The organism is Bradyrhizobium sp. USDA 4486, from assembly GCF_054057995.1.
This window is the reverse complement of record NZ_JBSRZV010000001.1, coordinates 5,417,622-5,441,055: the sequence shown is the minus strand read 5'-3', so window position 1 is coordinate 5,441,055 and position 23,434 is coordinate 5,417,622. Positions and strand designations below refer to the sequence as shown.

25 protein-coding genes and 1 pseudogene are annotated in these 23,434 nt (G+C 64.9%); 16 read left to right on the top strand and 10 right to left on the bottom strand.

The features are described from left to right. Nucleotides 1-137 precede the first annotated feature (137 nt). The 8 genes and pseudogenes from ACVWY3_RS25790 to ACVWY3_RS25755 all read left to right on the top strand — a co-directional run bounded on the left by ACVWY3_RS25790 (nucleotide 138) and on the right by ACVWY3_RS25755 (nucleotide 6,817). A complete protein-coding gene (locus ACVWY3_RS25790) occupies nucleotides 138-290 on the top strand; it encodes an aa3-type cytochrome c oxidase subunit IV (RefSeq protein WP_008136857.1) in 153 nt (50 codons plus the stop codon). A 145-nt stretch (nucleotides 291-435) separates the two neighbouring features. Continuing rightward, nucleotides 436-1,563 (top strand): Re/Si-specific NAD(P)(+) transhydrogenase subunit alpha, encoded by a 1,128-nt coding sequence (locus ACVWY3_RS25785; RefSeq protein ID WP_456840969.1) that lies wholly within the window; start codon nucleotides 436-438, stop codon nucleotides 1,561-1,563. A gap of 11 nt (nucleotides 1,564-1,574) precedes the next feature. Further along, nucleotides 1,575-1,892: a proton-translocating transhydrogenase family protein gene (locus ACVWY3_RS25780; protein ID WP_014492434.1), complete on the top strand. Its 318-nt coding sequence runs from the start codon at nucleotides 1,575-1,577 to the stop codon at nucleotides 1,890-1,892. 39 nt (nucleotides 1,893-1,931) lie between these two features. Next, the gene (locus ACVWY3_RS25775) at nucleotides 1,932-3,329 is read left to right on the top strand and encodes an NAD(P)(+) transhydrogenase (Re/Si-specific) subunit beta (RefSeq protein WP_456840968.1); all 1,398 of its coding nucleotides are present in this window, start codon (nucleotides 1,932-1,934) and stop codon (nucleotides 3,327-3,329) included. A 223-nt stretch (nucleotides 3,330-3,552) separates the two neighbouring features. Further along, nucleotides 3,553-4,358, top strand: a pseudogene (locus ACVWY3_RS25770) (alpha/beta hydrolase). Between the two features lie 55 nt (nucleotides 4,359-4,413). Continuing rightward, nucleotides 4,414-5,511 carry a calcium:proton antiporter gene (locus tag ACVWY3_RS25765; RefSeq protein WP_456840967.1) on the top strand — a complete coding sequence of 366 codons (1,098 nt, stop codon included), beginning with the start codon at nucleotides 4,414-4,416 and terminating at the stop codon, nucleotides 5,509-5,511. Between the two features lie 27 nt (nucleotides 5,512-5,538). After that, nucleotides 5,539-5,823 carry a cupin domain-containing protein gene (locus tag ACVWY3_RS25760; protein WP_456840966.1) on the top strand — a complete coding sequence of 95 codons (285 nt, stop codon included), beginning with the start codon at nucleotides 5,539-5,541 and terminating at the stop codon, nucleotides 5,821-5,823. 94 nt (nucleotides 5,824-5,917) lie between these two features. After that, nucleotides 5,918-6,817 (top strand): hypothetical protein, encoded by a 900-nt coding sequence (locus tag ACVWY3_RS25755; RefSeq protein ID WP_456840965.1) that lies wholly within the window; start codon nucleotides 5,918-5,920, stop codon nucleotides 6,815-6,817. Between the two features lie 27 nt (nucleotides 6,818-6,844). Here ACVWY3_RS25755 and ACVWY3_RS25750 read toward each other — a convergent pair whose 3' ends face one another. Next, nucleotides 6,845-7,495 (bottom strand): tetratricopeptide repeat protein, encoded by a 651-nt coding sequence (locus ACVWY3_RS25750; RefSeq protein ID WP_456840964.1) that lies wholly within the window; start codon nucleotides 7,493-7,495, stop codon nucleotides 6,845-6,847. 226 nt (nucleotides 7,496-7,721) lie between these two features. After that, nucleotides 7,722-8,018 (bottom strand): 30S ribosomal protein S21, encoded by a 297-nt coding sequence (gene rpsU, locus ACVWY3_RS25745; RefSeq protein WP_027545547.1) that lies wholly within the window; start codon nucleotides 8,016-8,018, stop codon nucleotides 7,722-7,724. A 261-nt stretch (nucleotides 8,019-8,279) separates the two neighbouring features. Between rpsU and aqpZ the strand changes: the two genes are divergently transcribed. Next, on the top strand, nucleotides 8,280-9,002 hold the full coding sequence (gene aqpZ / locus ACVWY3_RS25740) for an aquaporin Z (RefSeq protein ID WP_456840963.1): 723 nt from the start codon (nucleotides 8,280-8,282) through the stop codon (nucleotides 9,000-9,002). A gap of 49 nt (nucleotides 9,003-9,051) precedes the next feature. Here aqpZ and ACVWY3_RS25735 read toward each other — a convergent pair whose 3' ends face one another. Further along, a complete protein-coding gene (locus tag ACVWY3_RS25735) occupies nucleotides 9,052-10,158 on the bottom strand; it encodes a 5-(carboxyamino)imidazole ribonucleotide synthase (protein ID WP_456840962.1) in 1,107 nt (368 codons plus the stop codon). Continuing rightward, a complete protein-coding gene (purE, locus tag ACVWY3_RS25730; protein WP_456840961.1) occupies nucleotides 10,155-10,643 on the bottom strand; it encodes a 5-(carboxyamino)imidazole ribonucleotide mutase in 489 nt (162 codons plus the stop codon). Before purE ends, ACVWY3_RS25735 begins: the two co-directional genes overlap by 4 nt. A 141-nt stretch (nucleotides 10,644-10,784) precedes the next feature. Between purE and ACVWY3_RS25725 the strand changes: the two genes are divergently transcribed. After that, on the top strand, nucleotides 10,785-11,501 hold the full coding sequence (locus ACVWY3_RS25725; RefSeq protein ID WP_456840960.1) for a GGDEF domain-containing protein: 717 nt from the start codon (nucleotides 10,785-10,787) through the stop codon (nucleotides 11,499-11,501). Nucleotides 11,502-11,503: 2 nt separating this feature from the next. Here ACVWY3_RS25725 and ACVWY3_RS25720 read toward each other — a convergent pair whose 3' ends face one another. The 3 genes from ACVWY3_RS25720 to ACVWY3_RS25710 form a co-directional block, all read right to left on the bottom strand. Next, on the bottom strand, nucleotides 11,504-11,755 hold the full coding sequence (locus ACVWY3_RS25720) for a hypothetical protein (RefSeq protein ID WP_456840959.1): 252 nt from the start codon (nucleotides 11,753-11,755) through the stop codon (nucleotides 11,504-11,506). Nucleotides 11,756-11,777: 22 nt separating this feature from the next. After that, nucleotides 11,778-11,996: a hypothetical protein gene (locus tag ACVWY3_RS25715; RefSeq protein WP_456843461.1), complete on the bottom strand. Its 219-nt coding sequence runs from the start codon at nucleotides 11,994-11,996 to the stop codon at nucleotides 11,778-11,780. Between the two features lie 140 nt (nucleotides 11,997-12,136). After that, nucleotides 12,137-12,343 carry a YdcH family protein gene (locus ACVWY3_RS25710; RefSeq protein WP_456840958.1) on the bottom strand — a complete coding sequence of 69 codons (207 nt, stop codon included), beginning with the start codon at nucleotides 12,341-12,343 and terminating at the stop codon, nucleotides 12,137-12,139. A 328-nt stretch (nucleotides 12,344-12,671) separates the two neighbouring features. Here ACVWY3_RS25710 and ACVWY3_RS25705 point away from each other — a divergent pair, with 328 nt between their 5' ends. Continuing rightward, on the top strand, nucleotides 12,672-12,851 hold the full coding sequence (locus ACVWY3_RS25705; RefSeq protein WP_025034152.1) for a YdcH family protein: 180 nt from the start codon (nucleotides 12,672-12,674) through the stop codon (nucleotides 12,849-12,851). A gap of 114 nt (nucleotides 12,852-12,965) precedes the next feature. Here ACVWY3_RS25705 and ACVWY3_RS25700 read toward each other — a convergent pair whose 3' ends face one another. Beyond that, nucleotides 12,966-14,069 carry an NAD(P)/FAD-dependent oxidoreductase gene (locus tag ACVWY3_RS25700; protein WP_456840957.1) on the bottom strand — a complete coding sequence of 368 codons (1,104 nt, stop codon included), beginning with the start codon at nucleotides 14,067-14,069 and terminating at the stop codon, nucleotides 12,966-12,968. Between the two features lie 202 nt (nucleotides 14,070-14,271). Here ACVWY3_RS25700 and ACVWY3_RS25695 point away from each other — a divergent pair, with 202 nt between their 5' ends. From ACVWY3_RS25695 to ACVWY3_RS25675, 5 genes are all read left to right on the top strand, one after another. Beyond that, nucleotides 14,272-16,959 (top strand): sensor domain-containing protein, encoded by a 2,688-nt coding sequence (locus ACVWY3_RS25695; RefSeq protein WP_456840956.1) that lies wholly within the window; start codon nucleotides 14,272-14,274, stop codon nucleotides 16,957-16,959. A gap of 134 nt (nucleotides 16,960-17,093) precedes the next feature. Continuing rightward, nucleotides 17,094-18,554 (top strand): glycerol-3-phosphate dehydrogenase, encoded by a 1,461-nt coding sequence (locus ACVWY3_RS25690; protein WP_456840955.1) that lies wholly within the window; start codon nucleotides 17,094-17,096, stop codon nucleotides 18,552-18,554. Nucleotides 18,555-18,628: 74 nt separating this feature from the next. Further along, on the top strand, nucleotides 18,629-19,795 hold the full coding sequence (locus ACVWY3_RS25685) for an ABC transporter ATP-binding protein (RefSeq protein WP_456840954.1): 1,167 nt from the start codon (nucleotides 18,629-18,631) through the stop codon (nucleotides 19,793-19,795). Beyond that, nucleotides 19,792-20,706, top strand: a complete 915-nt coding sequence (locus ACVWY3_RS25680) for an ABC transporter permease (protein WP_456840953.1) — start codon at nucleotides 19,792-19,794, stop codon at nucleotides 20,704-20,706. Before ACVWY3_RS25685 ends, ACVWY3_RS25680 begins: the two co-directional genes overlap by 4 nt. Nucleotides 20,707-20,710: 4 nt before the next feature. Then, the gene (locus tag ACVWY3_RS25675; RefSeq protein ID WP_456840952.1) at nucleotides 20,711-21,523 is read left to right on the top strand and encodes an ABC transporter permease; all 813 of its coding nucleotides are present in this window, start codon (nucleotides 20,711-20,713) and stop codon (nucleotides 21,521-21,523) included. Nucleotides 21,524-21,636: 113 nt separating this feature from the next. Here the strand turns inward: ACVWY3_RS25675 and ACVWY3_RS25670 are convergent, their stop codons facing one another. Together ACVWY3_RS25670 and ACVWY3_RS25665 are read right to left on the bottom strand one after the other, a co-directional pair. After that, nucleotides 21,637-22,488, bottom strand: a complete 852-nt coding sequence (locus ACVWY3_RS25670; protein ID WP_018641536.1) for a carbohydrate ABC transporter permease — start codon at nucleotides 22,486-22,488, stop codon at nucleotides 21,637-21,639. Then, entirely contained in the window at nucleotides 22,485-23,357 is an 873-nt protein-coding gene (locus ACVWY3_RS25665; RefSeq protein WP_456840951.1) for a carbohydrate ABC transporter permease, read from the bottom strand. The genes ACVWY3_RS25670 and ACVWY3_RS25665 overlap by 4 nt, the downstream gene beginning before the upstream one ends. Nucleotides 23,358-23,434: the final 77 nt, after the last annotated feature.

The window sequence follows — 23,434 nt, the reverse complement described above, 5'->3', positions numbered from 1 at the left end:
GCACGAGAGCCGGATTCGCGGCAATCGGAATTCCAAATGACCTGATTTGCGGCAAAACCGCGCCTGCCTGCCGTTGCCCTGCCGGAAGGTTTGCGGTATCCCAGCCCAATATTTCGGCTCTCGACTGGGGACAATCCATGGCTGACCATAGCGAAGTGGCGTACACCACCGCCGACGGCAACGACTACGTTGCCCACGAGCAGACCTATGAGGGCTTCATCAAGCTCGTGAAATACGGCACGGCGTCGGTCGCGCTCATCGTGATCCTGATGGCGATCTTCCTGACCTGATCTGATCGATCTGGCGGCTGCCTGCGTCTGCGGCGGCAGCTGCCTACAATATTTGCATCCAAGCCGGTTCTAAAACCGGTAACGAACGTTGCGGGAGTAACGCTGTTTTTTTGTGCGTGCGCTGTCCCGCGCCGCCGGAGGGACTATGAAGATCGCCGTTGCCAAGGAAATCGATCCGTCGGAGCCGCGCGTCGCCGCTTCGCCTGATACGGTGAAGAAATTCAAGGCGCTGGGCGCCGAGGTCGCGGTCGAGCCAGGTGCCGGCCTCAAATCGGGCCTCCCGGATTCCGAATTCACCGCCGTCGGCGCCACCGTCAGCGCTGATGCGCTGAAGGATGCCGACATCATCATCAAGGTGAAGCGCCCTGAGGCGTCCGAGCTTGCGCAGTACAAGCGCGGCGCGCTCGTCATCGCCATCATGGATCCCTATGGCAACGAGGCTGCACTGAAGGCGATGGCCGATGCCGGCGTCGCCGCCTTCGCCATGGAATTGATGCCGCGCATCACCCGGGCGCAGGTGATGGATGTGCTGTCCTCGCAGGCGAACCTTGCCGGCTACCGCGCCGTCATCGAGGGCGCCGAAGCCTTCGGCCGCGCCTTTCCCATGATGATGACCGCGGCCGGCACCGTGCCTGCCGCAAAAGTATTCGTGATGGGCGTCGGCGTCGCCGGCCTCCAGGCGATCGCGACCGCGCGCCGTCTCGGTGCCGTCGTGACCGCGACCGACGTTCGTCCCGCGACGAAGGAGCAGGTGGAATCGCTTGGCGCGAAGTTCCTCGCCGTCGAGGACGAGGAGTTCAAGAACGCGCAGACCGCCGGCGGCTACGCCAAGGAAATGTCGAAAGAGTATCAGGCCAAGCAGGCCGCGCTCACCGCCGAGCACATCAAGAAGCAGGACATCGTGATCACCACCGCGCTGATCCCAGGCCGGCCGGCGCCGAAGCTCGTCAGTGCCGACATGGTCAAGTCGATGAAGCCCGGCTCGGTGCTGGTCGACCTCGCCGTCGAGCGCGGCGGCAATGTCGAGGGCGCCAAGCCCGGCGAGGTCGTCGACCTCGATGGCATCAAGATCGTCGGCTACACCAACGTCGCCGGCCGCGTCGCGGCCTCGGCCTCCAGCCTCTATGCCCGCAATCTGTTCTCCTTCATCGAGACCATGGTCGACAAGAAGGAGAAGAAGCTCGCCGTCAACTGGGACGACGAGCTCGTCAAGGCCACCGCCCTCACCAAGGACGGCGCGGTGATCCACCCGAACTTCCAGCCGAAGGTTTAAGGAGACCCGTCATGGAGCATGCAGCACAGGTCGTCGACCCCTTCATCTTCCGGCTGTCGATCTTCGTCCTCGCCGTCTTCGTCGGCTATTTCGTGGTCTGGTCGGTGACGCCGGCGCTGCACACGCCGCTGATGAGCGTCACCAACGCGATCTCCTCGGTGATCGTGGTCGGTGCGCTGCTCGCCGGCGGCGTCGCCAATGTTTCGAGCGGTTCGGGCTGGGCACGCGCCTTCGGCTTCGTGGCGCTGATCTTTGCCTGCATCAACATCTTCGGCGGCTTCCTTGTCACCCAGCGCATGCTGGCGATGTACAAGAAGAAGTCGAAGTAAGCGGCCACCTCGGGCTGATGGGATCAATGGGGACCTGAGATGAGCGCCAACCTCTCTGCATTTCTGTATCTCGTGGCGGGAGTGCTGTTCATCCTGTCGCTGCGCGGGCTGTCGAGCCCGGCTTCGTCGCGCCAGGGCAATCTGTTCGGCATGATCGGCATGGCGATCGCGGTCGCCACCACGCTTGCCAATCATCCGCCGGCAGACGGCCTCGCCTGGGTGCTGGTGATCGTCGGCATCGCGATCGGCGCCGCGATCGGCGCGGTGATCGCCCGTCGCGTGCCGATGACCTCGATGCCGGAGCTGGTCGCCGCGTTCCACTCGCTGGTCGGCATGGCCGCGGTGCTGGTCGCCGCCGGCGCGTTCTATGCGCCCGAGGCTTTCGATATAGGTACGCCCGGCAATATCCATACCCAGAGCCTCGTCGAAATGTCGCTCGGCGTTGCCATCGGCGCGCTGACATTCACCGGCTCGGTCATCGCGTTCCTGAAACTGTCGGCGCGGATGAGCGGCGCTCCGATCATCCTGCCGGCCCGCCACGTGATCAACGTCGTGCTCGCGGTGGCGCTGGTCGCCTGTATCGTCGGCCTCGTCGTCACCGGCAGCGCCGTGTTCTTCTGGCTCAACGTCATCCTGGCGCTTCTGCTCGGCGTGCTCATGATCATCCCGATCGGCGGCGCCGACATGCCGGTCGTGATCTCGATGCTGAACTCCTACTCGGGCTGGGCGGCGGCCGGCATCGGCTTCACGCTGGGCAATTCCGCGCTGATCATCACCGGCGCGCTGGTGGGCTCAAGCGGCGCGATCCTGTCCTACATCATGTGCCACGCGATGAACCGGTCCTTCATCTCGGTCATCCTCGGCGGCTTCGGTGGCGAGACGGCCGCTGCTGGCGGCGGCACGGGCGAGCAGAAGCCCGCCAAGCTCGGCTCGGCGGATGATGCCGCCTTCATCATGAAGAACGCCTCCAAGGTCATTATCGTGCCCGGCTACGGCATGGCGGTGGCGCAGGCCCAGCACGCGCTGCGCGAGATGGCCGACATCCTGAAGAAGGAAGGCGTCGAGGTGAAATACGCCATTCACCCGGTCGCAGGCCGCATGCCCGGCCACATGAACGTGCTGCTGGCCGAAGCCAACGTTCCCTACGACGAGGTGTTCGAGCTCGAGGACATCAACTCCGAGTTCGCACAGGCCGACATCGCCTTCGTGATCGGCGCCAACGACGTCACCAACCCGGCGGCCGAGGAGGACAAGTCCTCGCCGATCTACGGCATGCCCGTGCTTCAGGTCTGGAAGGCCGGCACCGTGATGTTCATCAAGCGCTCGCTGGCGTCGGGCTATGCCGGCATCGACAATCCGCTGTTTTATCGCGACAACACCATGATGCTGCTCGGCGACGCCAAGAAGGTCACCGAGAACATCGTCAAGGCGATGTAAGGCAAGAGGATGTGAGGCTGCGGCGATGGCCTTGAACCGGGAGTGGCATCGCCTTCATCGCATGCCGCTCCGGGCGAGGCGCGAGCAGCGGATCCGGTGGCACGTCGCGCACGCACAAGCCTGTGCGTGTCGCGGCATTCCCGCCAGCATCAAGTCCGACGTCGAGAAGCTGGTCGAGCCTCGGCGCGGCAAATAGTAGGGCAGGTCTGGATTGCGCATCGCGATGACAATCCTGAAATGGATCCTGATCGTCAGCGCCGTTCTCTATCTGATCGGACTGGCCGTGCTGTTCTTCAGGCAGCGCGAGATGCTGTTTCCGATCCCGCCGGTCGGCCGCACCGCGCCTGCCGCCGCCGGCCTCCCCGAGGCCGAGGAGCATGTTCTGACCACCGCCGATGGCGAGAAGGTCATCGTCTGGCACGTGCCGGCCAAACCCGGACGTCCCGTCGTGCTGTTCTTCCACGGCAATGGCGATTTCCTTGCCGGCCGCGTCGCCCGCTTCAAGGCGATCACCGCTGACGGTACCGGCCTCGTGGCGCTTTCGTTTCGCGGTTACGCCGGCTCGACGGGATCTCCGAGCGAGCAGGGCCTGCTGCAGGACGCCGCAGCCGCTTACGCGTTCACCGCGCAGCGTTACAGCGCGATCGTATCATCGCCTGGGGCTTTTCGCTCGGCAGCGGCGTGGCGGTGCCCATCGCGGCCGAACATCCCGTCAGCAAGCTGATCCTGGAGGCGCCCTACAGCTCGACGATGGATGTCGCCGGCTCGATGTTCCGCTTCGTGCCAGTCAGTCTGCTCATGCGGGATCAGTTCCGTTCCGACCAGCACATCGCACATGTCACGGCGCCTCTGCTGATCATGCATGGCACTAACGATCCCGCGATCCCGATCGCCTTCGGCGAGCGTCTGTTCGCGCTGGCCCAGGAGCCGAAAAAATTCGTCCGCTTTCCGGGGGGCGGCCACGAAAACCTGGATGACTTCGGCGCGATGCAGACGGCGCGGCAATTCATCAACGCTCCCGGAGGCTGACGGCGGCGATTGCATGTCGCATAATCCTGTCGATGGACATGGGAGACACGACGACATGAGCGCACACGGACCGATGCCGCGGTCGGCCTGGCTGTTTCCCGCACTGGCGGTGCTGCTCTTCCTGATTGTCACCGCAACTGGCTACGGCTTCACCGTTTCGGTCGGCGGGATCGTGTTTGCGATCGTCCTGCTGGTGATCCTGTTCGGGACCGTGTTCGCAGCCGTGCATCACTCCGAAGTGATAGCGGAGCGGATCGGCGAGCCTTACGGGACGCTGCTCCTGACCCTTGCGGTGACCATCATCGAGGTCGCGCTGATCACCACGATCATGCTCGGCGACAAGCCTGCGCCGGAGCTCGCGCGCGACACCGTGTTCGCGGTGGTGATGATCGTCTGCAACGGGCTGGTCGGCCTCTGCGTTCTGATTGGGGGACTGCGCTACCGCGAGCAGGGGTTTCAGGTTTCCGGGGCCAACGTCTATCTCAGCGTCCTGTTCGTGCTGGCGACCATGACCCTGATCATGCCGAACTATACGCTGACGACGCCGGGACCGGTCTTTTCGGCGCTCCAGCTCGGCTTCGTCGACCTCGTGACGATCGTTCTCTATGGCGTGTTTCTCTACACCCAGATGGTGCTCCACCGGGACTATTTCGTGCACGAGTCAGAGGGCGGCGAGGGTGGCGCTGGCCATCTCTCGGCAAACATGCTGGCGCTCAGCATCGTGCTGCTGCTGATCTCTCTCGGCGCCGTGGTGTTGCTCGCCAAGAAGTTTTCGGTGGTGGTCGATGCCGTCGCCGCCATGATCGGCGCGCCGCCGGCCTTTGCCGGCCTCGTGGTCGCGCTCCTGATCCTGATGCCGGAGGGCGTCTCGGCGATCGCGGCGGCGCGCAAGAACGACCTCCAAAAGAGCATCAATCTGGCGCTCGGTTCCTCGCTTGCAACGATCGGCCTGACCATCCCGGCGGTCGGGATCGCCACCTATGTGCTCGACCAGCCGCTCGTGCTGGGCCTCAACCCCCAGAACACGGTGCTGCTGTTCCTGACATTCTTGTTGAGCATGCTGACCTTCGGCACCGGCAGGACCAACGTCCTGTTTGGGCTGGTCCATATGGTCGTATTTGCCGTCTACGTGTTCATGGTGTTCGTGCCCTGAAGCGCCACGCCCCAAAAAGAGGTTCCGATGCTACCCGCCAGCTCCGAGGTTCAGGTCGACAACGAAGAGGTCCGGGTGACCGAGTGGCGGCTTGCGCCTGGCACCGCCACCGGGCATCACACCCATGGCATGGACTACGTCATTGTTCCCGTCGTGGCGGGGGAGATGACCATCGTGGCGCCCAATGGCGAGCGGTCCAAGGCGCAGCTTGCGGCGGGAAAATCCTACTTTCGCAAGGCCGGCGTTCAACATGACGTACTTAACGAAACCTCAACCGAGATCGTGTTCCTTGAGATCGAGCTGAAGCCGTAAGGCTGGCATAACCATTTGCCATCGATCCGTCGCAGTTGATCCCTTACAATGCCCCAAAGTTCCCGCATCAGATCGCGCGGGGAGTGGCCGAGAAATGCTGAAATACCTCGCTAAAATCTCGATGGATATTTTCCCCTCGGTGCTCGCGACGATCATCGGGGCCTACATCGTTAATCATTACATCAATGCCAAGCCGGCCGACGCCCCTGCGGCCGTGGTCGCCCCCGCCGACGCCGCCAAGAGCGGCAAGCCCGCCGACGTCGCCAATGTCCCGGCGCCCGGTGTCAAGGCCAAGGGTGTCTCCGAGAAGAGCGTCTCCGACAAGGCCGCGGCCGAGAAGCCCGCCGACAAGTCCGAAACCAAGGCTGCGGACACCAAGGCTGCGGATGTTGCCCCCGCCGAGACCGCTTCGCACGCTCGCCCTCCCGCCCGTGAGAAAGCGGCCGCCAAGTTGCCGCCGGCAGCTTCTGCTCCGGCCGCACCGGTGGCGGAGGCCAATTCGGCACCGGCATCCCCGGCCGCGACGCCCGATGCCAACGATCTGGCGCGCGCCGCCATCGAGCGCCTGCGCAAGTCGCCTGAAGGCAGGGCTGCCGAGGCGAAGGCTGCCGAGACCAAGCCGGTCGAAAGAGCGCCGGAGCCTGCGATGCGAGACGCCGCCCGTGCCCCGGAGGCCCCCCGTGTCGTGACGGCGGAGCCGTCTGCGGTCCGTCCGTTGCCACCGCCGATCACGGTGTCCACGCCGTCCGCCGAGGCGTACGGCAATGGCACCTCGTCGCCGTCCTACACGGCCTCGGTCGGCAATGACGATCCGAATCGAATCACGCCCCCGGCTGACATTCCCGTTCCGGTGATCGCACCGCCGCTCGACCTGCGTGCCGACGCCGGCGCGTCCATGCCGCCGCAGAAGAAGACCAATGTCGCCGACGAGATGCTGTCCGGCATGAAGTCGATGTTCCACGCCGTTCTGCCGAAGAGCGGGACCCCCGATTAAGACGGCGCCTGCGCGGCGCCAAGAGCGTCAGCCGCCGACGCGGGCAAGACCGCTGCGGGCGGCATCGTCGCGCGGTCGAAGAGCAACCGCCTTGTTGTACGATGCCGCCGCCTTGGCTTTGTCGCCGAGCCGCTCATAGGCCTGACCCCGGGCGATCCAGACCTGGGCATTGTGCGGATCGGCCTCGGAGGCCTCGTCGAGGTCGGCCGCGGCCTCCTTGAATTTGCCGAGCGCGAGATAGCTGCTGGCGCGGCCGAGCAGCGGCTCGGCCTTCTGCGGGTTGAGCCCGCTCGCGGCGCTGAAATCGGCGATGGCGAAGTCGTGCTGGTTATTGCTCTGATAGATCAGGGCGCGGCCATAGAGCGCCTGCGCATTGTAGGGATCGAGCCCGACCGCGCGATTGAACTCGTCGAGCGCCGACGCCGTCTCGCCTGACTTGGCGAGGGATTGGGCCTTCGCCGTGTGGGCCTGAGCTTCGGTGACGTTGCCGGCGCTGACCGCGCTCTCGGCAGCGGCGGCCGCCTTGGGCGCCTCCTGCGGCTTGTCCTTCTCCGGCATCAACGATCCCAGGTCGAAAGAGCATCCGCACAGCGCAACTCCCATCAAAGTCAGCGCGAGCGGCTGCTGCCAGATCTGGCGGAGCCGCGCCAAGCCGCGCTCGGGGAAAGGGAAGGCCATCTACCGTTCGCTCGCGCTAGAACAGGATCCGGAAAAGTGTGCAGCACTCTTCCGAAAAGATCATGCTCGAACAACAATCCAAAGCGCGATGACGATTTATCCCGATCTCGTCGCGCGCCAGTGCCGCATCGGTAGCGCCCTGTCCCAGCAAGGCACCGCTCACAAAACAATAACGCGGGCCGGAGGCCCGCGTCATCGAAAACTGAGATCTTACACGTTCGGCAAATCAGCGCGGTCCGCGCGGACCAGCACCCGGACCGCCACGGCCACCGCGCTCACCACCGGGACCGGCGCCGAACACCGGCTTCGGCTTCATCGGCAGCAGGCCTTCGCGCTGCAGCTTCTTGCGGGCCAGCTTGCGCGCACGGCGCACGGCTTCGGCCTTTTCGCGGGCCTTCTTCTCGGAGGGCTTCTCGTAATGACCGCGGAGCTTCATCTCGCGGAAAATCCCCTCGCGCTGCATCTTCTTCTTCAGCGCCTTGAGGGCTTGATCGACGTTGTTATCGCGAACGAGAACCTGCACGCGGCATCCTCTTCAGTGGATCGGATTTGAATTCTGGTAAGTCAAAGGGGATGGCAAAACGCGCAAGCCCTTAACCTGAGGGCGCGGATGTATCAGACAAAACCCCTGATGTCCACCGGGCAAGCGGGTTTTCGGGCCAAGTTCAGCCATTAAATGCGGCGAAAATGCCCCATGCGGTCCTAATTTGGGGTGATTTGGTGCCCAACACGGGCCGTTTTCCGGAAGTTGATCCGGAGATCTTGCAATCAGGGGAGACGCCACATGGATATGAAGAAATACGCCGCCGAGGCCATCGGCACATTCTGGCTCACATTCGCAGGCTGCGGCAGCGCGGTGATCGCGGCCGGCTTCCCCCAGGTCGGCATCGGCCTCGTCGGTGTTTCCCTGGCGTTCGGCTTGAGCGTCGTCACCATGGCCTATGCGATCGGCCACATCTCGGGCTGCCACCTCAATCCGGCCGTCACGGTCGGCCTTACCGCCGGTGGGCGCTTTCCGGCCGGCCAGATCCTGCCTTACGTCATCGCGCAGGTTTGCGGTGCGATCGTCGCCGCCGAGCTGCTTTATGTGATCGCAAGCGGAGCTCCCGGTTTCGACGTCACCAAGGGCTTTGCGTCCAACGGCTATGATGCGCATTCGCCCGGCCAGTACAGCATGGTCGTTTGCTTCATCACCGAGGTGGTGATGACCATGATGTTCCTGTTCGTCATCATGGGCGCCACGCATGGGCGCGCGCCCGCGGGCTTTGCGCCGCTCGCGATCGGGCTTGCGCTGGTGATGATCCATCTCGTCAGCATCCCCGTCACCAACACTTCGGTGAACCCGGCGCGCAGCACGGGCCCGGCGCTGTTCGTCGGCGGCTGGGCGCTGGCGCAGCTCTGGCTGTTCTGGGTCGCACCGCTGATCGGCGGCGCGCTGGGCGGGGTGATCTATCGCTGGCTCAGCGAGGAGCCCACCGGCGTCGTCGCCGGCGTGAAGACGGCGTAGCGGAGAGGCGGGATCGCAGCCTCAAACAATAGTCGCGGCTGCGGTCCCGCTACTTGAATTTCGGCGGCCTGACTTCGGTGACATGGCCCATCTTGCGGCCGGGGCGCGGGGCGCCCTTACCGTAGATATGTACGGTCGCGCCCGGCACGCTCAGCCACTTCTCGTAATCGTGGATCTCGTCGCCGATCAGATTGGTCATGGTAACGACCTCGCCGTGACGCACGGGCTTACCGAGCGGCCAGCCTGCGATAGCGCGGATGTGCTGCTCGAATTGCGAGACCGAGGCGCCGTCGAGCGTCCAATGCCCTGAATTGTGCACGCGCGGAGCGATCTCGTTGACCAGCACCTTCGGCCCGGTGCCGTTGGCGAGCACGAACATCTCCACTGCGAGCACGCCGACATAGTCGAGCGCGGTTGCGATCTTGCCGGCGATGCTGCGCGCTTCCTCAGCGAGCGCATCCGGGATCGGCGCAGGCGCGCGCGAAATCTTCAGGATGTGGTCGCGGTGCTCGTTCTCGGTGACATCGAAGCATTCGACCTGGCCGGTCGCCGAGCGCGCGGCGATCACGGAGATCTCGCGCTCGTAGGGCACGAAGGCTTCCAGGATCGCCGATTTGGTGGCGAGGCTGGTCCACACCTTGGCGATGTCGTCGCCCTCGCGGATGATGGCCTGGCCCTTGCCGTCGTAGCCGAAGCGGCGGGTCTTCAGCACCGCCGGCAGGCCGATCCTCAGGATCGCCTCGCGCAGCGAGGAGACGGAGGTGACATCGGCATAGGCCGCAGTGCCGATGCCGAGCTTGGTCACGAAGTCCTTCTCGGCGAGCCGGTCCTGCGTGGTCTCGAGGATCTTGCGGTTCGGCAGCACCGGGCGGCGCGCGTCCAGCACCATTGCAGCCGCGGACGGCACGTTCTCGAATTCGTAGGTGATGACGTCGACGTCGCCCGCGAACAGCTCCAGCGCCTCGACGTCGGCATATTCGGCGCAGGTCGCGTTCAGCACGACGTCGAAGGCGGGCGAGTCCGGATCGGGCGAGAACACCTGGCAGCGCAAGCCGAGCCGCGCGGCGGCCATGGCCAGCATCCGCCCCAATTGTCCGCCGCCGAGGACTCCGATGGTGTCGCCGGGCTTCAGCTTCACCTGCTTTGCGTCGGTCACGCCTTGTCCTCCGGGCGCTCGGCAACCGCCTCGGTCTGCGCCTTGCGCCAGGCGGCGAGGCGGTCCGACAGAGCCGGGTCGGACAATGCCAGCACGGAAGCGGCAAGCAGCGCCGCGTTGATGGCGCCGGCCTTGCCGATGGCGAGGGTGCCGACCGGAATGCCTGCGGGCATCTGCACGATCGAATAGAGCGAATCGATGCCCTTGAGCGTCCGGGATTCGACGGGAACGCCAAACACCGGCAGCTCAGTCAGCGCCGCGGCCATGCCGGGCAGGTGGGCCGCGCCGCCGGCGCCAGCGATGATGACCTTGTGGCCGGCCGCCTTGGCGCCCTTGGCGAAGGCAAACAGCCGGTCGGGGGTGCGGTGCGCCGAGACGATGCGGGTGTCGGCGGCAATCCCGAGCGCTGCGAGCGTGTCGGCGGAGTGCCGCATCGTCTCCCAGTCCGACTGGCTTCCCATGATGATGGCGATCGGCGCGGTCATGACGTCAATTGTGCTCGGAAAACAGAAAGATAGGCCAGATTAACGGTTCCGGCCGGCGGCTCGCAAGGCGGTGGCAAGGAGAAGGGAATGCACTATCCTGTCTTGGTGAATCCCCGCAAGCCTTCATTGAGCAGGATGCCCATGAAGAAACCAAAAAGGGCGCATGCTGCGAAGGCCAAAAGGGGCCGGAAGACCAGCGTCAGCCGATCCAAAGCCGCCCCCAGGCGTCCGGCCAAGCATTCTGCCGAGCCGGCGCGGCGCGGAGCGCCTGACGGCAGCGCCAGGGAGAACGCAAACGCCATCCGCGATCTCAGGGGCAAGCTGAAGGCGGCGTTGCTGCGGGTTGCGGAACTCGAAGCCGCTGCCGATACCGATTTCTTGCTCGAGATTCCGAATCGGCGCGGCTTCGAGCGCGAGCTGGCACGCGCTATCGCCTACATGAAGCGCTACCGCGCCAGCGGCGCGCTGATCGTGCTCGATGTCGACCGCCTCAAACCGATCAACGATTCCTTTGGCCATGCGGCCGGCGACGAGGTGCTCAAGGCGATCGCGGCCACGCTGACGCGGCAGGTCCGCGCCTCTGACGTGGTCGGCCGGCTTGGCGGCGACGAGTTCGCGCTGCTGCTCTGGAATCTCAGCGAGACCGATGCCAAGGCGAAAGCTGCGGCCCTCGAGCAGGCGATCGACGAATTGACGTTCAGCTTTCGCGGCCAGAGCGTGACCGCGGGCGCATCCGCGGGCGTCACGCTGCTCGGAGCGCACTCCGAGGCAGGCCGCGCCCTGGAGGAGGCAGACGCTGCCATGTATGTGCGCAAGGCACGCCGGCGGCACGAGCAGATCAGGCTCGTCAGCAGCTGACTCTACAGCGTCGAGAGATCTTCCGGCACGTTGCCGAATTTCCGCAGCAGCGTGGCGTCGCCGAATTCGCCGGTCATGGGATCGCCGCTTCGGCTGAACGCGACCGCGCCGATGTGGCCTGCAACATGCGACATGATCTCGGCGCGCCGCAACGCGGCCGTCGAGCTCTGGCATTCCTCCGCGGTGCCTGCGACCGGCGACCCATCGGCATCGATCAGAAAGGGCATTGCAACGTAGTAGGTCACGTCGGACATGGCGTTGCTCCGGGACTAGAAATCAGGCGGCGCTGCTGTTGCTCCGCATCTTGCTGCGTGAGGTCTCTGGAATGCAGCCGGCCGAAATCGCCGCCTGCAATTCCTCGAGCTCGGCTTCGAGATATTCGTTGGCCATGATCAGCGCCTTGATGGTGCTGCGCAGATTGCCGTCGCACATCGCGATCGCCTGATCGCAGGCCTGTTCATAGTGGCTGTTGTCGAGAAGAGCGGTTGCCGACATCTGCGTTGTCCTCATGTGGGCTCCTTGCGGAGCCCTCTGGCTTTCCTGGGGGCGTTGAGCTCTCGAATGTTCCTATTTTGTTCTTTTGGAGTCAAGCGGATTTGGAAGGCGCTGAAGCTGCGGCGAAACGCCGGCGCGGGTCAGGCGATGATGTCGGGCGTGATCTGGTCTTCGATGAACGCGATGCGGTCGCGCAGCAACAGCTTGCGCTTCTTCAACCGCTGCAACCGCAACAGGTCGGGGGCGGGCGATTGATGCAGTGCATCGATCGCCGCATCGAGATCTCGGTGTTCCTGCTGCAACCGGGTGAGCTCGGCTTCGAGCTCACGCTCGTCTTGATTGGTCATGTCTGCGGTGGCCGAAAACCGATGGGCTTGAGATTAAGGCTGTGGATGCCCTGTGGAAATTATCGTCCTTGCGCGGCGTGATCGCAAGCGATCTCGGGCCGCTGCTCACCGATCTCCCGCGAGATGTTTCAGCGATTCGCGGCAGCGCTGCGCAAGCGCATTGATATCATGGATTTTTCCAGCGCGGTTCCTTACTCACGGTTCGTTACATATGAATTTTCAAAAATGAAGCTGCGACAACGGATACTTATCGACAGAACGAATCGGTGATGTAGAGTTGCGCGTCCGGATCGAATCCTGAGGTTCAACCCTACCGAGGAGGTTTCGAATGACAATTCAGGCACATCTTGTTGAATTGGAGCGGAAGCACAAACTTCTCGAAAACGAATTGCACGAAGCTCTCGTGCACCTTTCAACAGACGACCTGCAAATTGTTGAGTTGAAGCGCCGGAAGTTGATGGTCAAGGACCAGATCGAGCGTCTGAAGCAAGGCGACACGCTCCACTAGTAACCCCCGTAACAGCGTAGAGTTGATAGCTCCCTTTCATGCAGGGATGAGCGCTGTTGCGCTCGTCCCTGCTGGAAGGTCTGCACCGCGCAAGCAGGGATGTTTGCGCGGCGCTTAGAGTCCTGCGAGCTCGGCGACGTGGTCGGCGATCGCGAGCGACGAGGTCAGTCCCGGCGATTCGATGCCGAACAGATTGATCAGGCCTTCGACGCCGTGATCGCGCGGACCCTGCATCAGGAAATCCTGCGTGGCCACCGCGGGCGGCACGATCTTCGGGCGAATGCCTGAATAGCTCGGCATCAGCGCGCCGTCGGGCAGCGTCGGCCAGTATTTGCGGATCGCCGGATAAAAGCGCTCGGCGCGTGACGGGTCGACCTCGTAGTTGATCGTCTCGATCCATTCGACATCGGGGCCGAAACGCGCTTGCCCTGCCATGTCCAGCGTCAGATGCACGCCTAGTCCGCCGGGTTCGGGCACCGGATAGATCAGGCGCGAGAACGGCGCCTTCGCGTTGCAGCTGAAATAGTTTCCCTTGGCGAGATAGGCCGGCGGAATCCGGTCGATAGGCATGCCGTCGATGTGGCGCGCCACGGCGGTTGCCGAGAGCCCCGCGGCATTGACGAGCAGGCTGCACTGCAAGGTCATCGGCGCTTCGCCGCCGGCGTCGATCGCGATCACGCCGCCGGCCGCCCTGGCGCGGATCAGCGGGGTGTGAAAGGCGAAGGCCGCGCCGGCTTCCTCCGCCTCGCCGCGCAGCGAGAGCATGTAGGCGTGGCTGTCGATGATGCCGGTCGAGGGAGAGAGCAGCGCGGCGTCGCAGGCCAAGGCCGGCTCCAGTGCGCGCGCGGCCTCGCCTGACAGCAGCTGCATGTCGAGCACGCCATTGGCCTCGGCATGCGCCTTGATCGATTGCAGCTTCTCGGTCTCTTTCGGACTGGTCGCGACGATCAGCTTGCCGCAGTTCTTGTGCGGGATGCCGCGCTCGATACAGTAGCGGTAGAGCGCGTGCTTGCCGCTGACGCACATGCGCGCCATCCAGCTGCCGGCGCGGTAGTAGATGCCGGCATGGATGACCTCGCTGTTGCGCGAGGAGGTGACGGTGCCGATCGCCTCGGCCGCCTCCAGCACGATGACCTCGCGCCCGGCCTGGGCGAGCTTTCGAGCCACCGCGAGCCCGACCACGCCGGCTCCGATGACGACACAGTCGACCCTATCCATGGTTGTGCAGCATATCCGCTGGAAGCGTTGGTGGCATCGAACCCGGCTGCAACGGCGCGGGGCCGTTTTCCGTTAAGGAAGCATTTATCATGTCAGGGCAATTGCCGTACTTCACGTCACATTTTTCTGTTGCGCGTACAGGCGTTTACCCGATCCAAACCCGCGAGGCCAGACAATCCGACGTTGAAATCGCGGGTGGCTGATGGCTGAGAAGAACTGGCATGTGGGCAGCACGCTTCCGATTGCTGTGCAGGCGGTGCTGTGCCTAGCCGGCGCGGTGGCGCCCGCGCGCGCCTCTGCCCTCTCGGACAGCTTCGCTCCTCCGAGCTATCTCGGCCAGCTCGATCCCAACGTGGTCTGGGAGGTCCTGATCGCGGGCATCGTGATCTGCGCGTTCCTCGCCGCCATTGTGCTGTGGATCCATTCCTCGCTGCGGCGGACCAGGCGCCTGCAGTTGCGGCGCAATGCCTTCGTCTCCTCCGCCATGAACAATCTCAACCAGGGCGTGGTGATGACCGATGCGCAGCGGCGCATCATCTTCTGCAACGACCGCTATCTCAAGATCTACGGCCTGACCCGGTCGGATCTCCGCGCCGGCATGACCGGCCACGACATCCTCGAGCTCAGGCGCAAGCGCGGGGTGCTCGGCGGCGTCTCCGACCAGGAGTTCTACGAAAAGGCGGCAAGCCCCAACGGCCTGGTCACCGAGCTGCCTGACGGCCGCGCCATCCTGGTCAAATATTTCGTCCTGCCGAACGGCGGGTCGGTGGCGACCCATCTCGACGTCAGCGAACAGCGCAAGCTGTCGCGGCAGCTCGCCTCGACCAAGCAGTTCCTGGAAACCGTGCTCGACAACGTGCCGGCCTGCGTCGCCGCCAAGAACATCGAGGACGGCCGCTACATCTTCGCCAACAGCGCCTATGAGCGATTCTGGGGCTTTTCGCGCGACCACGTCGTCGGCAAGAACGCGCGCGAGCTGTTCACGCCGGCCTCGGCCGCGCGCATCGAGGCGACCGACCGGACCGCGCTGCTGGCGCCGGACGGCCAGTATCGCAACGAGTTCGAGGTCGAGCGCGGCGGCGAGCGCCGCATGGTGGCCTCGATCCGGATCGTGGTCCGCAACGAGAGCAACAAGCCCGAATTCCTGATGCTGGTGTTCGAGGACATCACCGACCGCCGCTCGCTGTCGCAGGAGCTGGAGAGCACCAAGAAGTTCCTGGAGCTCGTGGTCGACAACATCCCGGTGGCGCTGATCGTCGAAGAGGTCAAGGACGGCCGCTATCTGCTCGCCAACCGCAGTGCGGAGACGATCCTCAACCGCAGGCGCGAGGAAGCTACCGGCCTGACCGCGTCCGACATCTTCAATGCCAAGGAAGCCAAGCTGATCATCGCGCGCGACGAGGCCGCGATCAAGAAGCGCGGCATGATCACCGAAGAGCATCCGATCTCCACCAAGGACGGCCTGCGGCTGTTCCTGACCCGCCGCGCCACCGTGCTCAGCGATGCCGGCGAGCCGCAATATCTGATCAAGACCCACGAAGACGTCACCGACCGCCGGCAGACCGAGTCGCGCATGGCGCACATGGCCTATCACGACGGCCTGACGGACCTGCCGAACCGCGCCGCCTTCCTCCAGGCGCTGACTCAGATGATCGAAGCCTGCGAAGGCACCGGCGAGGAGTTTGCCGTCCTCTGCGTCGATCTCGACGGCCTCAAGGAGGTCAACGACGTCTTCGGCCATGCGCTCGGCGACAAGCTCCTGATCGAGGTTGCCCGGCGGCTCCAGGACTCCGCGCGCGGCGGCGTGGTGGCACGCCTGTCCGGCGACGAGTTTGGCCTCATCATCGACGGCAAGCAGCCGGAAGCGGGTCTCGCGCTGGCGCGGCAGATCGGCGAGGCCGTCGCCCAGGAATTCCAGATCGACGGCCGGCCGGTCCGCGCCGGGGTCACCACGGGTATGTCGATCTTCCCGCACAATGGCGCTGACGCCGCTTCGCTGCTCGCCAACGCCGGTGCGGCGCTGTTCCGCGCCAAGCAGAAGTCGCGCGGCACGATCAGCCTCTACCAGCCGGAGATGGACCAGCAGATCCGTGACCGCCGCGTGCTGCACCAGGACCTGTCGATGGCGATCAAGAACGGCGAGCTCTCGCTCGCCTTCCAGCCGCAGGGTGTCGCGCGTCACAGCGTCGCCGAAAGCGACATCATCGGCTTCGAAGCGCTGGCGCGCTGGCAGCATCCGGTGCGTGGCCAGGTCTCACCGGGCGAATTCATCCCGATCGCGGAGGAGAGCGGCCTGATCGTCGAGATGGGCGAGTGGATCCTGCGCGAGGCCTGCCGCGAGGCGGCGTCCTGGCCGAATCCGCTCCAGGTCGCGGTCAATTTGTCGCCGGCGCAGTTCATGCATGGCGACGTGGTCGGCCTCGTCCATTCGATCCTGATCGAGACCGGCCTTGCGCCGGGCCGGCTCGAGCTCGAAATCACCGAGGGCGTGCTGATCGAGGACTTTGACCGCGGCCTGGCGCTGCTGCGCCGGCTGAAGGCGCTCGGCGTGCGCATCTCCATGGACGATTTCGGCAGCGGCTATTCCTCCCTGAGCTACCTCCAGGCGTTCCCGTTCGACAAGATCAAGATCGACCGCGCCTTCATCATCAATCTCGGCCGCAATCCGCAATCAGCCGCGATCGTGCGCGCCGTGATCGATCTCGGCCACGGCCTCGAAATGTCGATCATCGCCGAGGGCGTCGAAACTGTCGAGCAGCTCGCCTTCCTCGCCAAGGAAGGCTGCGACGGCGTGCAGGGCTATCTGCTCGGCAAGCCGCTGCCGATCGGGAAATATGCCGGCCTCGTCGGCCGCGCCGAGGCCATGGAGCTTGCGCTCAAGACAGGCTAGAGGGTTCGAGCGAAGTGGCCGCCGGTTCGCGTCAAGAAAACGCGTAAAAAGCAAAAATCTAGAGCCCCGTTCCGATTTCATCGGAACGGAAATGGCTCTACTGATGGTGAGCTTCGCTCCCACTCGACGGCTTCATGGCGGATTACGACCTTGCGATCATCGGCGGCGGCCTGAATGGTGTCAGCCTCGCCCGCGATGCGGCCGGGCGCGGCCTCCGGGTCATCCTGCTGGAGCAGGGCGATCTCGGTGGCGCGGCCTCGTCGGCGACGCCGCGGCTCATTCACGGCGATCTGTCGGTGCTGGAGCGCCGCGGGTTCTGGCGGGTGCGCCGGGCGCTCGCCGAGCGCCGGACCTGGCTTCGGATTGCGCCGCATCTGGTCCGGCCGATGCGTTTCGTCATTCCCGCCCATTCCGAGGAGCGGCCGCCCTGGCTGCTGCGCGCCGGCCTATATGTTTATGACGGCCTGACGAAGCGAGGCGGCCTGCCGCCGTCAGTGACCCTCGACATCACGCATCATCCGGTCGGCAACGCGCTGAAGCGCCCGTTCGGCATGGCGTTCGAATATTCGGACTGCGTCGTCGACGATTCCCGCCTGGTGGTGCTCACGGCGCTGGACGCAGCCGAACGCGGCGCTGCGGTCCGCACAGGCGCGCGCTGCGTGCGCGCCGACAGGACCGACAGCTGGCGGCTTGCGGTGGTCGATCGCGGCCATCGCCGCACCATCACGTCGCGTGCGCTCGCCAACACCACCGGCGCCTGGACCTCGCTGGTCGCGGACACCGTGCTGCGCCAGCCGCAGCCTGCGATGGCGGCGACGCAAATGAGCCAGATCATCGTGCCCCGGCTGTTCGAGTCCGACAACGTCTACGTCTTCCAGAACAGCGATGGACGGCTGATCTTCGCACAGCCGTTCGAGCGCGACTTCACGCTGATCGGCACGGTCACGCATGACTTCACCGGCGATCCCGCCATCGTTGCGATGCCGGGCGCCGATGTCAGCTATCTCTGCGAGGCGGCGAGCCGCTATTTCCGCGAGCGCGTCGGCCCGACCGACGTGGTCCGGACGGTCTCCGGCGTCAACCTGACGCTGGCGTCCGCACGAGGGCGCGACGGGACGACGCTGTTTCACGCACGTCGGCGCAAGGCGCCGCTGATCACCATGTTCGGCGGCGACGTCACCACCTCGCGCCTGCGCGCCGAGCGCGCGGTGACGCGGCTGACGCCGTTCTATCCGATGTCGCGGCCCTGGACGGCGGGTTCACCGCTGCCCGGCGGCGATTTCGCCTGGGATCGTTTCGACACCGAGGTCGATCTCGCGCGCGACCGCTGGCGGTTCCTTTCGGAGCCGGAGGCCCGGCGGTTGGTTGCGGCCTATGGCTCGCGGCTGCCGGCAGTACTCGGCGAAGCGAAGAACCGCGACGAACTCGGCCCCGCGTTCGGACCCGAGTTGACCGGCGCGGAGGTGCGCTATTTGATCGCCCACGAATGGGCGCGCTTTCCGGAGGACATCCTGTGGCGCCGTTCCAAGCTCGGCCTGACCATGCCTCAGGCGGACCGCGATGCGCTGGCGGCGTTCATGGCGAATGTGATGTGAGGGATCCGCCCCGAACCGGTTGAGCAAAGGCCAATCGGCCGCTAGCGTGCGCGGAATCGGGGTTGGCAGGGATCATGACGGACGAGTTACCCAGAACGAATGCCGCGGCGGCGGGCGGAGATGCGCTTCCAGCGGCGGGCCAGCCGTTGCTGCGCATCGAGGGCATCGTCAAGACCTTTGGAACGTTCCGGGCCGTGGACGGCGTCTCGCTGGAGATCAAAGCGGGCGAATTCTTCGCGCTGCTTGGACCGAGCGGCTGCGGCAAGACCACGCTGCTGCGCATGCTCGCCGGCTTCGAGGCGCCGGACGAGGGGCGCATTTTGCTCGGCGGCAAGGACATCGCGCAGGCGCTGCCGCATGAGCGTCCGATCAACATGATGTTCCAGAATTACGCGCTGTTCCCGCACCTCTCGGTGCGCGACAACATCGCCTTCGGCCTGAAACGCGCCGGCATGGCGCGCGCCGAGATAGCGAGGCGCGTGGGGGAAATGGTCGCGCTGGTGAAGCTCGAAGGCCTGGAGACGCGCAAGCCTGACCAGCTCTCGGGCGGCCAGCGCCAGCGTGTCGCGCTGGCGCGTGCGCTGGCGCGCCGACCGCAGCTCCTGCTGCTCGACGAGCCGCTCGCAGCGCTTGACAAGAAGCTGCGCGAGAGCACGCAAGGCGAGCTGATGGATTTGCAGCGCCGACTCGGCATGACCTTCATCATCGTCACCCACGACCAGGAAGAAGCCATGACGATGGCGAGCCGGATCGGCGTGATGAAATCCGGCAAGCTCGCCCAGGTCGCGCGTCCCCGCGAGCTCTACGAGGCGCCGCGCTCGCGCTGGATCGCGGAGTTCGTCGGCGACATCAATCTGTTCGACGGCGAGACAAAATTGCGCGACGGTCATCGTCTGGTGATCGGCACGCGCGACGCAGGTGCGCTGGTGGTGGCCGAGCCGCGCGAACCGGTCGGCGCGGGAAAATTCTCGGTCGCCGTCCGCCCTGAAAAGGTCAAGCTGTCGCGGCGTGCGCCCGTGAGCGAGGCCGGTCGCGAAACCGCGATCAATGCCCTCGACGGCGTGATCGCCGACGTCTGCTATCTCGGCGGCACCACCACATACAAGGTGAAGCTCGACACGGGCGGGACGATAGAGGCCTCTGTCGCCAACAGCGCGCGCCTCGATGTCGACGCCTTCAGCTTGAACCAGCATGTCATTGCCTGGTTCACGCCTGATGACTGCCTGGTGCTGCCGTCATGAGCACCCGCCGCATCTTCGCAAGGCCCGCGCGCTTCGCCGCCATCGCGCCCTATGTCTGGATGGTGCTGTTCTTCCTGGTGCCGTTCGCCTTCGTGCTGAAGATCGGCCTGTCGCAGACCGCGATCGCGCAGCCGCCTTACGAGCCGGTGTTCGACCTGACGGCGGGATGGGAGGCGCTGAAGGCGGGCCTTGCCGCGCTGTCGATCGACAATTTCAGGCTGATCGGCTCCGACGACATCTACGTCTTTGCCTATGTCCGCAGCCTCACCGTCGCCGTCACGGCGACCGCGCTGTTGCTGCTGATCGGCTATCCCATCGCCTACGGCATGGCGCGCTTGCCGAAGCGCTGGCAGGCGGTGGCGATGGTTCTGGTGATCGTGCCGTTCTGGACCTCGTTCCTGATCCGCATCTATGCCTGGATCAACATCCTCCAGCATGACGGCCTGCTCAACCAGATCCTGCTCGCGCTGCATCTGGTCAGCCAGCCCGTGGTCTGGCTCTCGACCGACAGCGCGATGTATATCGGCATCGTCTATTCCTACCTGCCATTCATGATCCTGCCGCTCTACGCCACGCTCGCCAAGATGGAGCCGGTGCTGGAGGAGGCGGCCTCCGATCTCGGCGCGCCGCCCTGGCAGGTGTTCTGGCTCGTCATCTTCCCGCTGTCGCTGCCCGGTATAGGCGCGGGCGTGCTGCTGTGCTTCATTCCGATCGTCGGCGAGTTCGTCATTCCTGATCTCCTGGCCGGCTCCAATTCGCTGATGATTGGCCAGACCCTGTGGCTCGAATTCTTCACCAACAAGGACTGGCCGGTCGCCTCCGCCGCGGCGATCGTGCTGCTCGTCGTGCTGCTGCTGCCGCTGCTGCTCTACGAACGGCTGCAGAAGCGGCAGCTGGAGCAGGGGCGCTGAGGCGATGCGCAAGGTCTCCCGCCTGTCCCGCTTCAACGTCGTCTCGCTCGCACTCGGGCTGGCGTTCCTTTATTTGCCCATCCTGATCCTCGTCATCTACTCCTTCAACGCCTCGCGGCTGGTGACGGTGTGGGGCGGCTGGTCGCTGCGCTGGTACCGCGAGTTCTTCAATGACCGCGCCATGATCGAGGCGGCCTGGATGAGCCTGCGGGTCGCGGTCGCCTCGGCCACCATCGCTACGCTGCTCGGCACGCTCGCCGCCGTCGCGCTGTCGCGCGGCGAGGGGTTTCGCGGCCGCACGCTGTTCTCCGGCATGCTCTATGCGCCGCTGGTGATGCCGGAGGTGATCACGGGACTGTCGCTGCTGCTGCTGTTCGTGGCGCTGAACGCTGAGCGCGGCTTCTGGACGGTGACGATCGCCCACACCACGCTGACGATGTGCTTCGTCGCGGTGGTGGTGCAGTCCCGCCTCGGCTCGCTCGACCGCTCGCTGGAGGAGGCGGCGATGGACCTCGGCTGCAACCCGGTCCGCGCCTTCGCGTCCGTCACCCTGCCGCTGATCGCGCCCGCGGTCGTCGCGGGCTGGATGCTGGCCTTCACGCTGTCGCTCGACGATCTCGTGATCGCGAGCTTTACCACCGGCCCGGGCTCGGCGACGCTGCCGATCCGGATCTATTCGGAGGTGCGGCTCGGCGTGAAGCCCGAGATCAATGCGATCTGCACGCTGGTGATCGCGTTGATTGCGCTCGTCATCGTGATCGCCTCGCTCGCTTCGAAACTGTCGAGCTCGCAGGGCGAGAGCGCGGCGCCGCTGTAGGAGAAAGCGTCATCCCGGGCGATGCGGAGCATCGAACCCGGAATCTCGAGATTCTCAGGTGCGCAATTGCGCACCATAGTTCGCGCTACGCGCGCCCCGGAATGACAGCCTGTTTACGATTTCACCGCACCTGCGGTAAGCCCGCCCACCATGTAGCGGCGGAAGGCGTAATAGACCGCGGCCGGCGGCAGCGCGTAGATGAAGCCGGTGGTCATCAGCAGCTCCCAGGGCGAGTCGTCGGCGGCGAGGAAGTTGCCGAGCGCCACGGGCAGCGTGATCTCGCGGTCGTTCGACAGCAGTAGGAACGCGTAGAGATATTCGTTCCAGGCCAGCAGCACTGCATAGGTGCCGATCGCGACCAGCGAGGGCATCATCAGCGGGAGGTACACCAGACGGAATATCTGCAGCGTGGTCGCGCCGTCCATCACTGCGGCTTCATCCAGCTCGACCGGCAGCTTGTCGGAGGCCTGCTTGAGCACCCAGATCGCATAGGGGCTGGCGATCGTCACCATGGCGAGGATCAGCGACCAGTGATTGTTGAGCAGGCCGTAATTGCCCATGGTGCGATACATCGGCACGGCGAGGAACGCGGCGGGGATGAAATAGGTGAACAGCGCGAGGTTCAGCACCATGCGCCCCCCCGGCACCTTCAGCCGCGAGATCGAGAACGCCGCGGCCGTTGCGATGAACAGCGTCAGCACGCCGACCGCCGCTGCAATCAGCGTCGAGTTCCAGAACTGCACGTAGAAGTCGCGCAGGAAGTAATGCTGCTGCTTGAACACGATCTCGAAGTTGTGCAGCGTCGGGTGATCCGGCCACAGCTTGCCCGAGAACGCGTCCTCCTTCGGCGAGATCGCGAACAGGAACATGTGATAGATCGGGATCATCGTCCACAGGAAGACGGGAATGCCGATCAGCAGCAGCCGCGCTTCCGTCGCGACGTCACGGAGAGAGGGAAGCTTCATCGCGACAACCGTTTCATCATGAAGTACACGAGCGGCAGGACGAACGGCATCGCGCAGACGATGGAGGCCATCGCGAGCGAGAGCTGGTCGAGCCGGAGATAGCGGATACCCAGGGTCGACAGCACATGCGTGAGGTCGGCCGGACCACCGCCGGTGAGCAGGTAGACGCTGTTGAAGTCGCCGAGCGTCCAGATCATCGAGAGCAGCGTGCAGGTGACGTAGAGCGTCTGCATCGACGGCCAGGTGATGTAGCGGAATTTTTGCCACCAACTCGCGCCGTCGACCTCGGCGGCCTCGAACAGGTCGTGCGAGATCGCAAGGCGTCCGGTGATCAGGATCAGCGTCCAGAACGGCAGCGACTTCCAGATGTGAACGCCGATCGCCATGCTGAGCGCCACGGTCGGATCGTTCAGCCAGTTCGGGCCGTCATCGCCGGTGAAGGCGAAGATGAGGTGGTTGACCATGCCCCATTCGGGATTGAGCATGAAGCGCACCGACAGAATGGTCGGGATCGACGGCACCGCCCAGGGCAGGATGAAGATCACCGAGAGCCATTTGATCCAGGTGCGCTGCATGGCAAAGAAGCCGGACAGGAACAGCGCGATCAGCATCTTGATGTTGATGCCGATGACCAGGAAGACCAGCGTGTTGACTGCGGCACGCGCGAAGATCGGATCGTTGTACAGCGCGACATAGTTCGCCGGAGCGCGCGCCAGCCAAAGCCCGTAGCAGACGGGATAAACGACAAAAGCGAGGAAAACCAGCAGATATGGCGCGAGCAGGATGATGCCCCAGACCTGCGCCGGGGTCAGCCGCGACGACAGGGGTGGGCCGGGGAGGGCCTGATCGCCAGAGAGCGTGATCGCCATTCTTTCGGACTCTTTAAGAGAAGCCGGCCGCAAAACGCGGCCGGTGTTGCTGTTGCACCTCTCCCCGCAAGAACGGG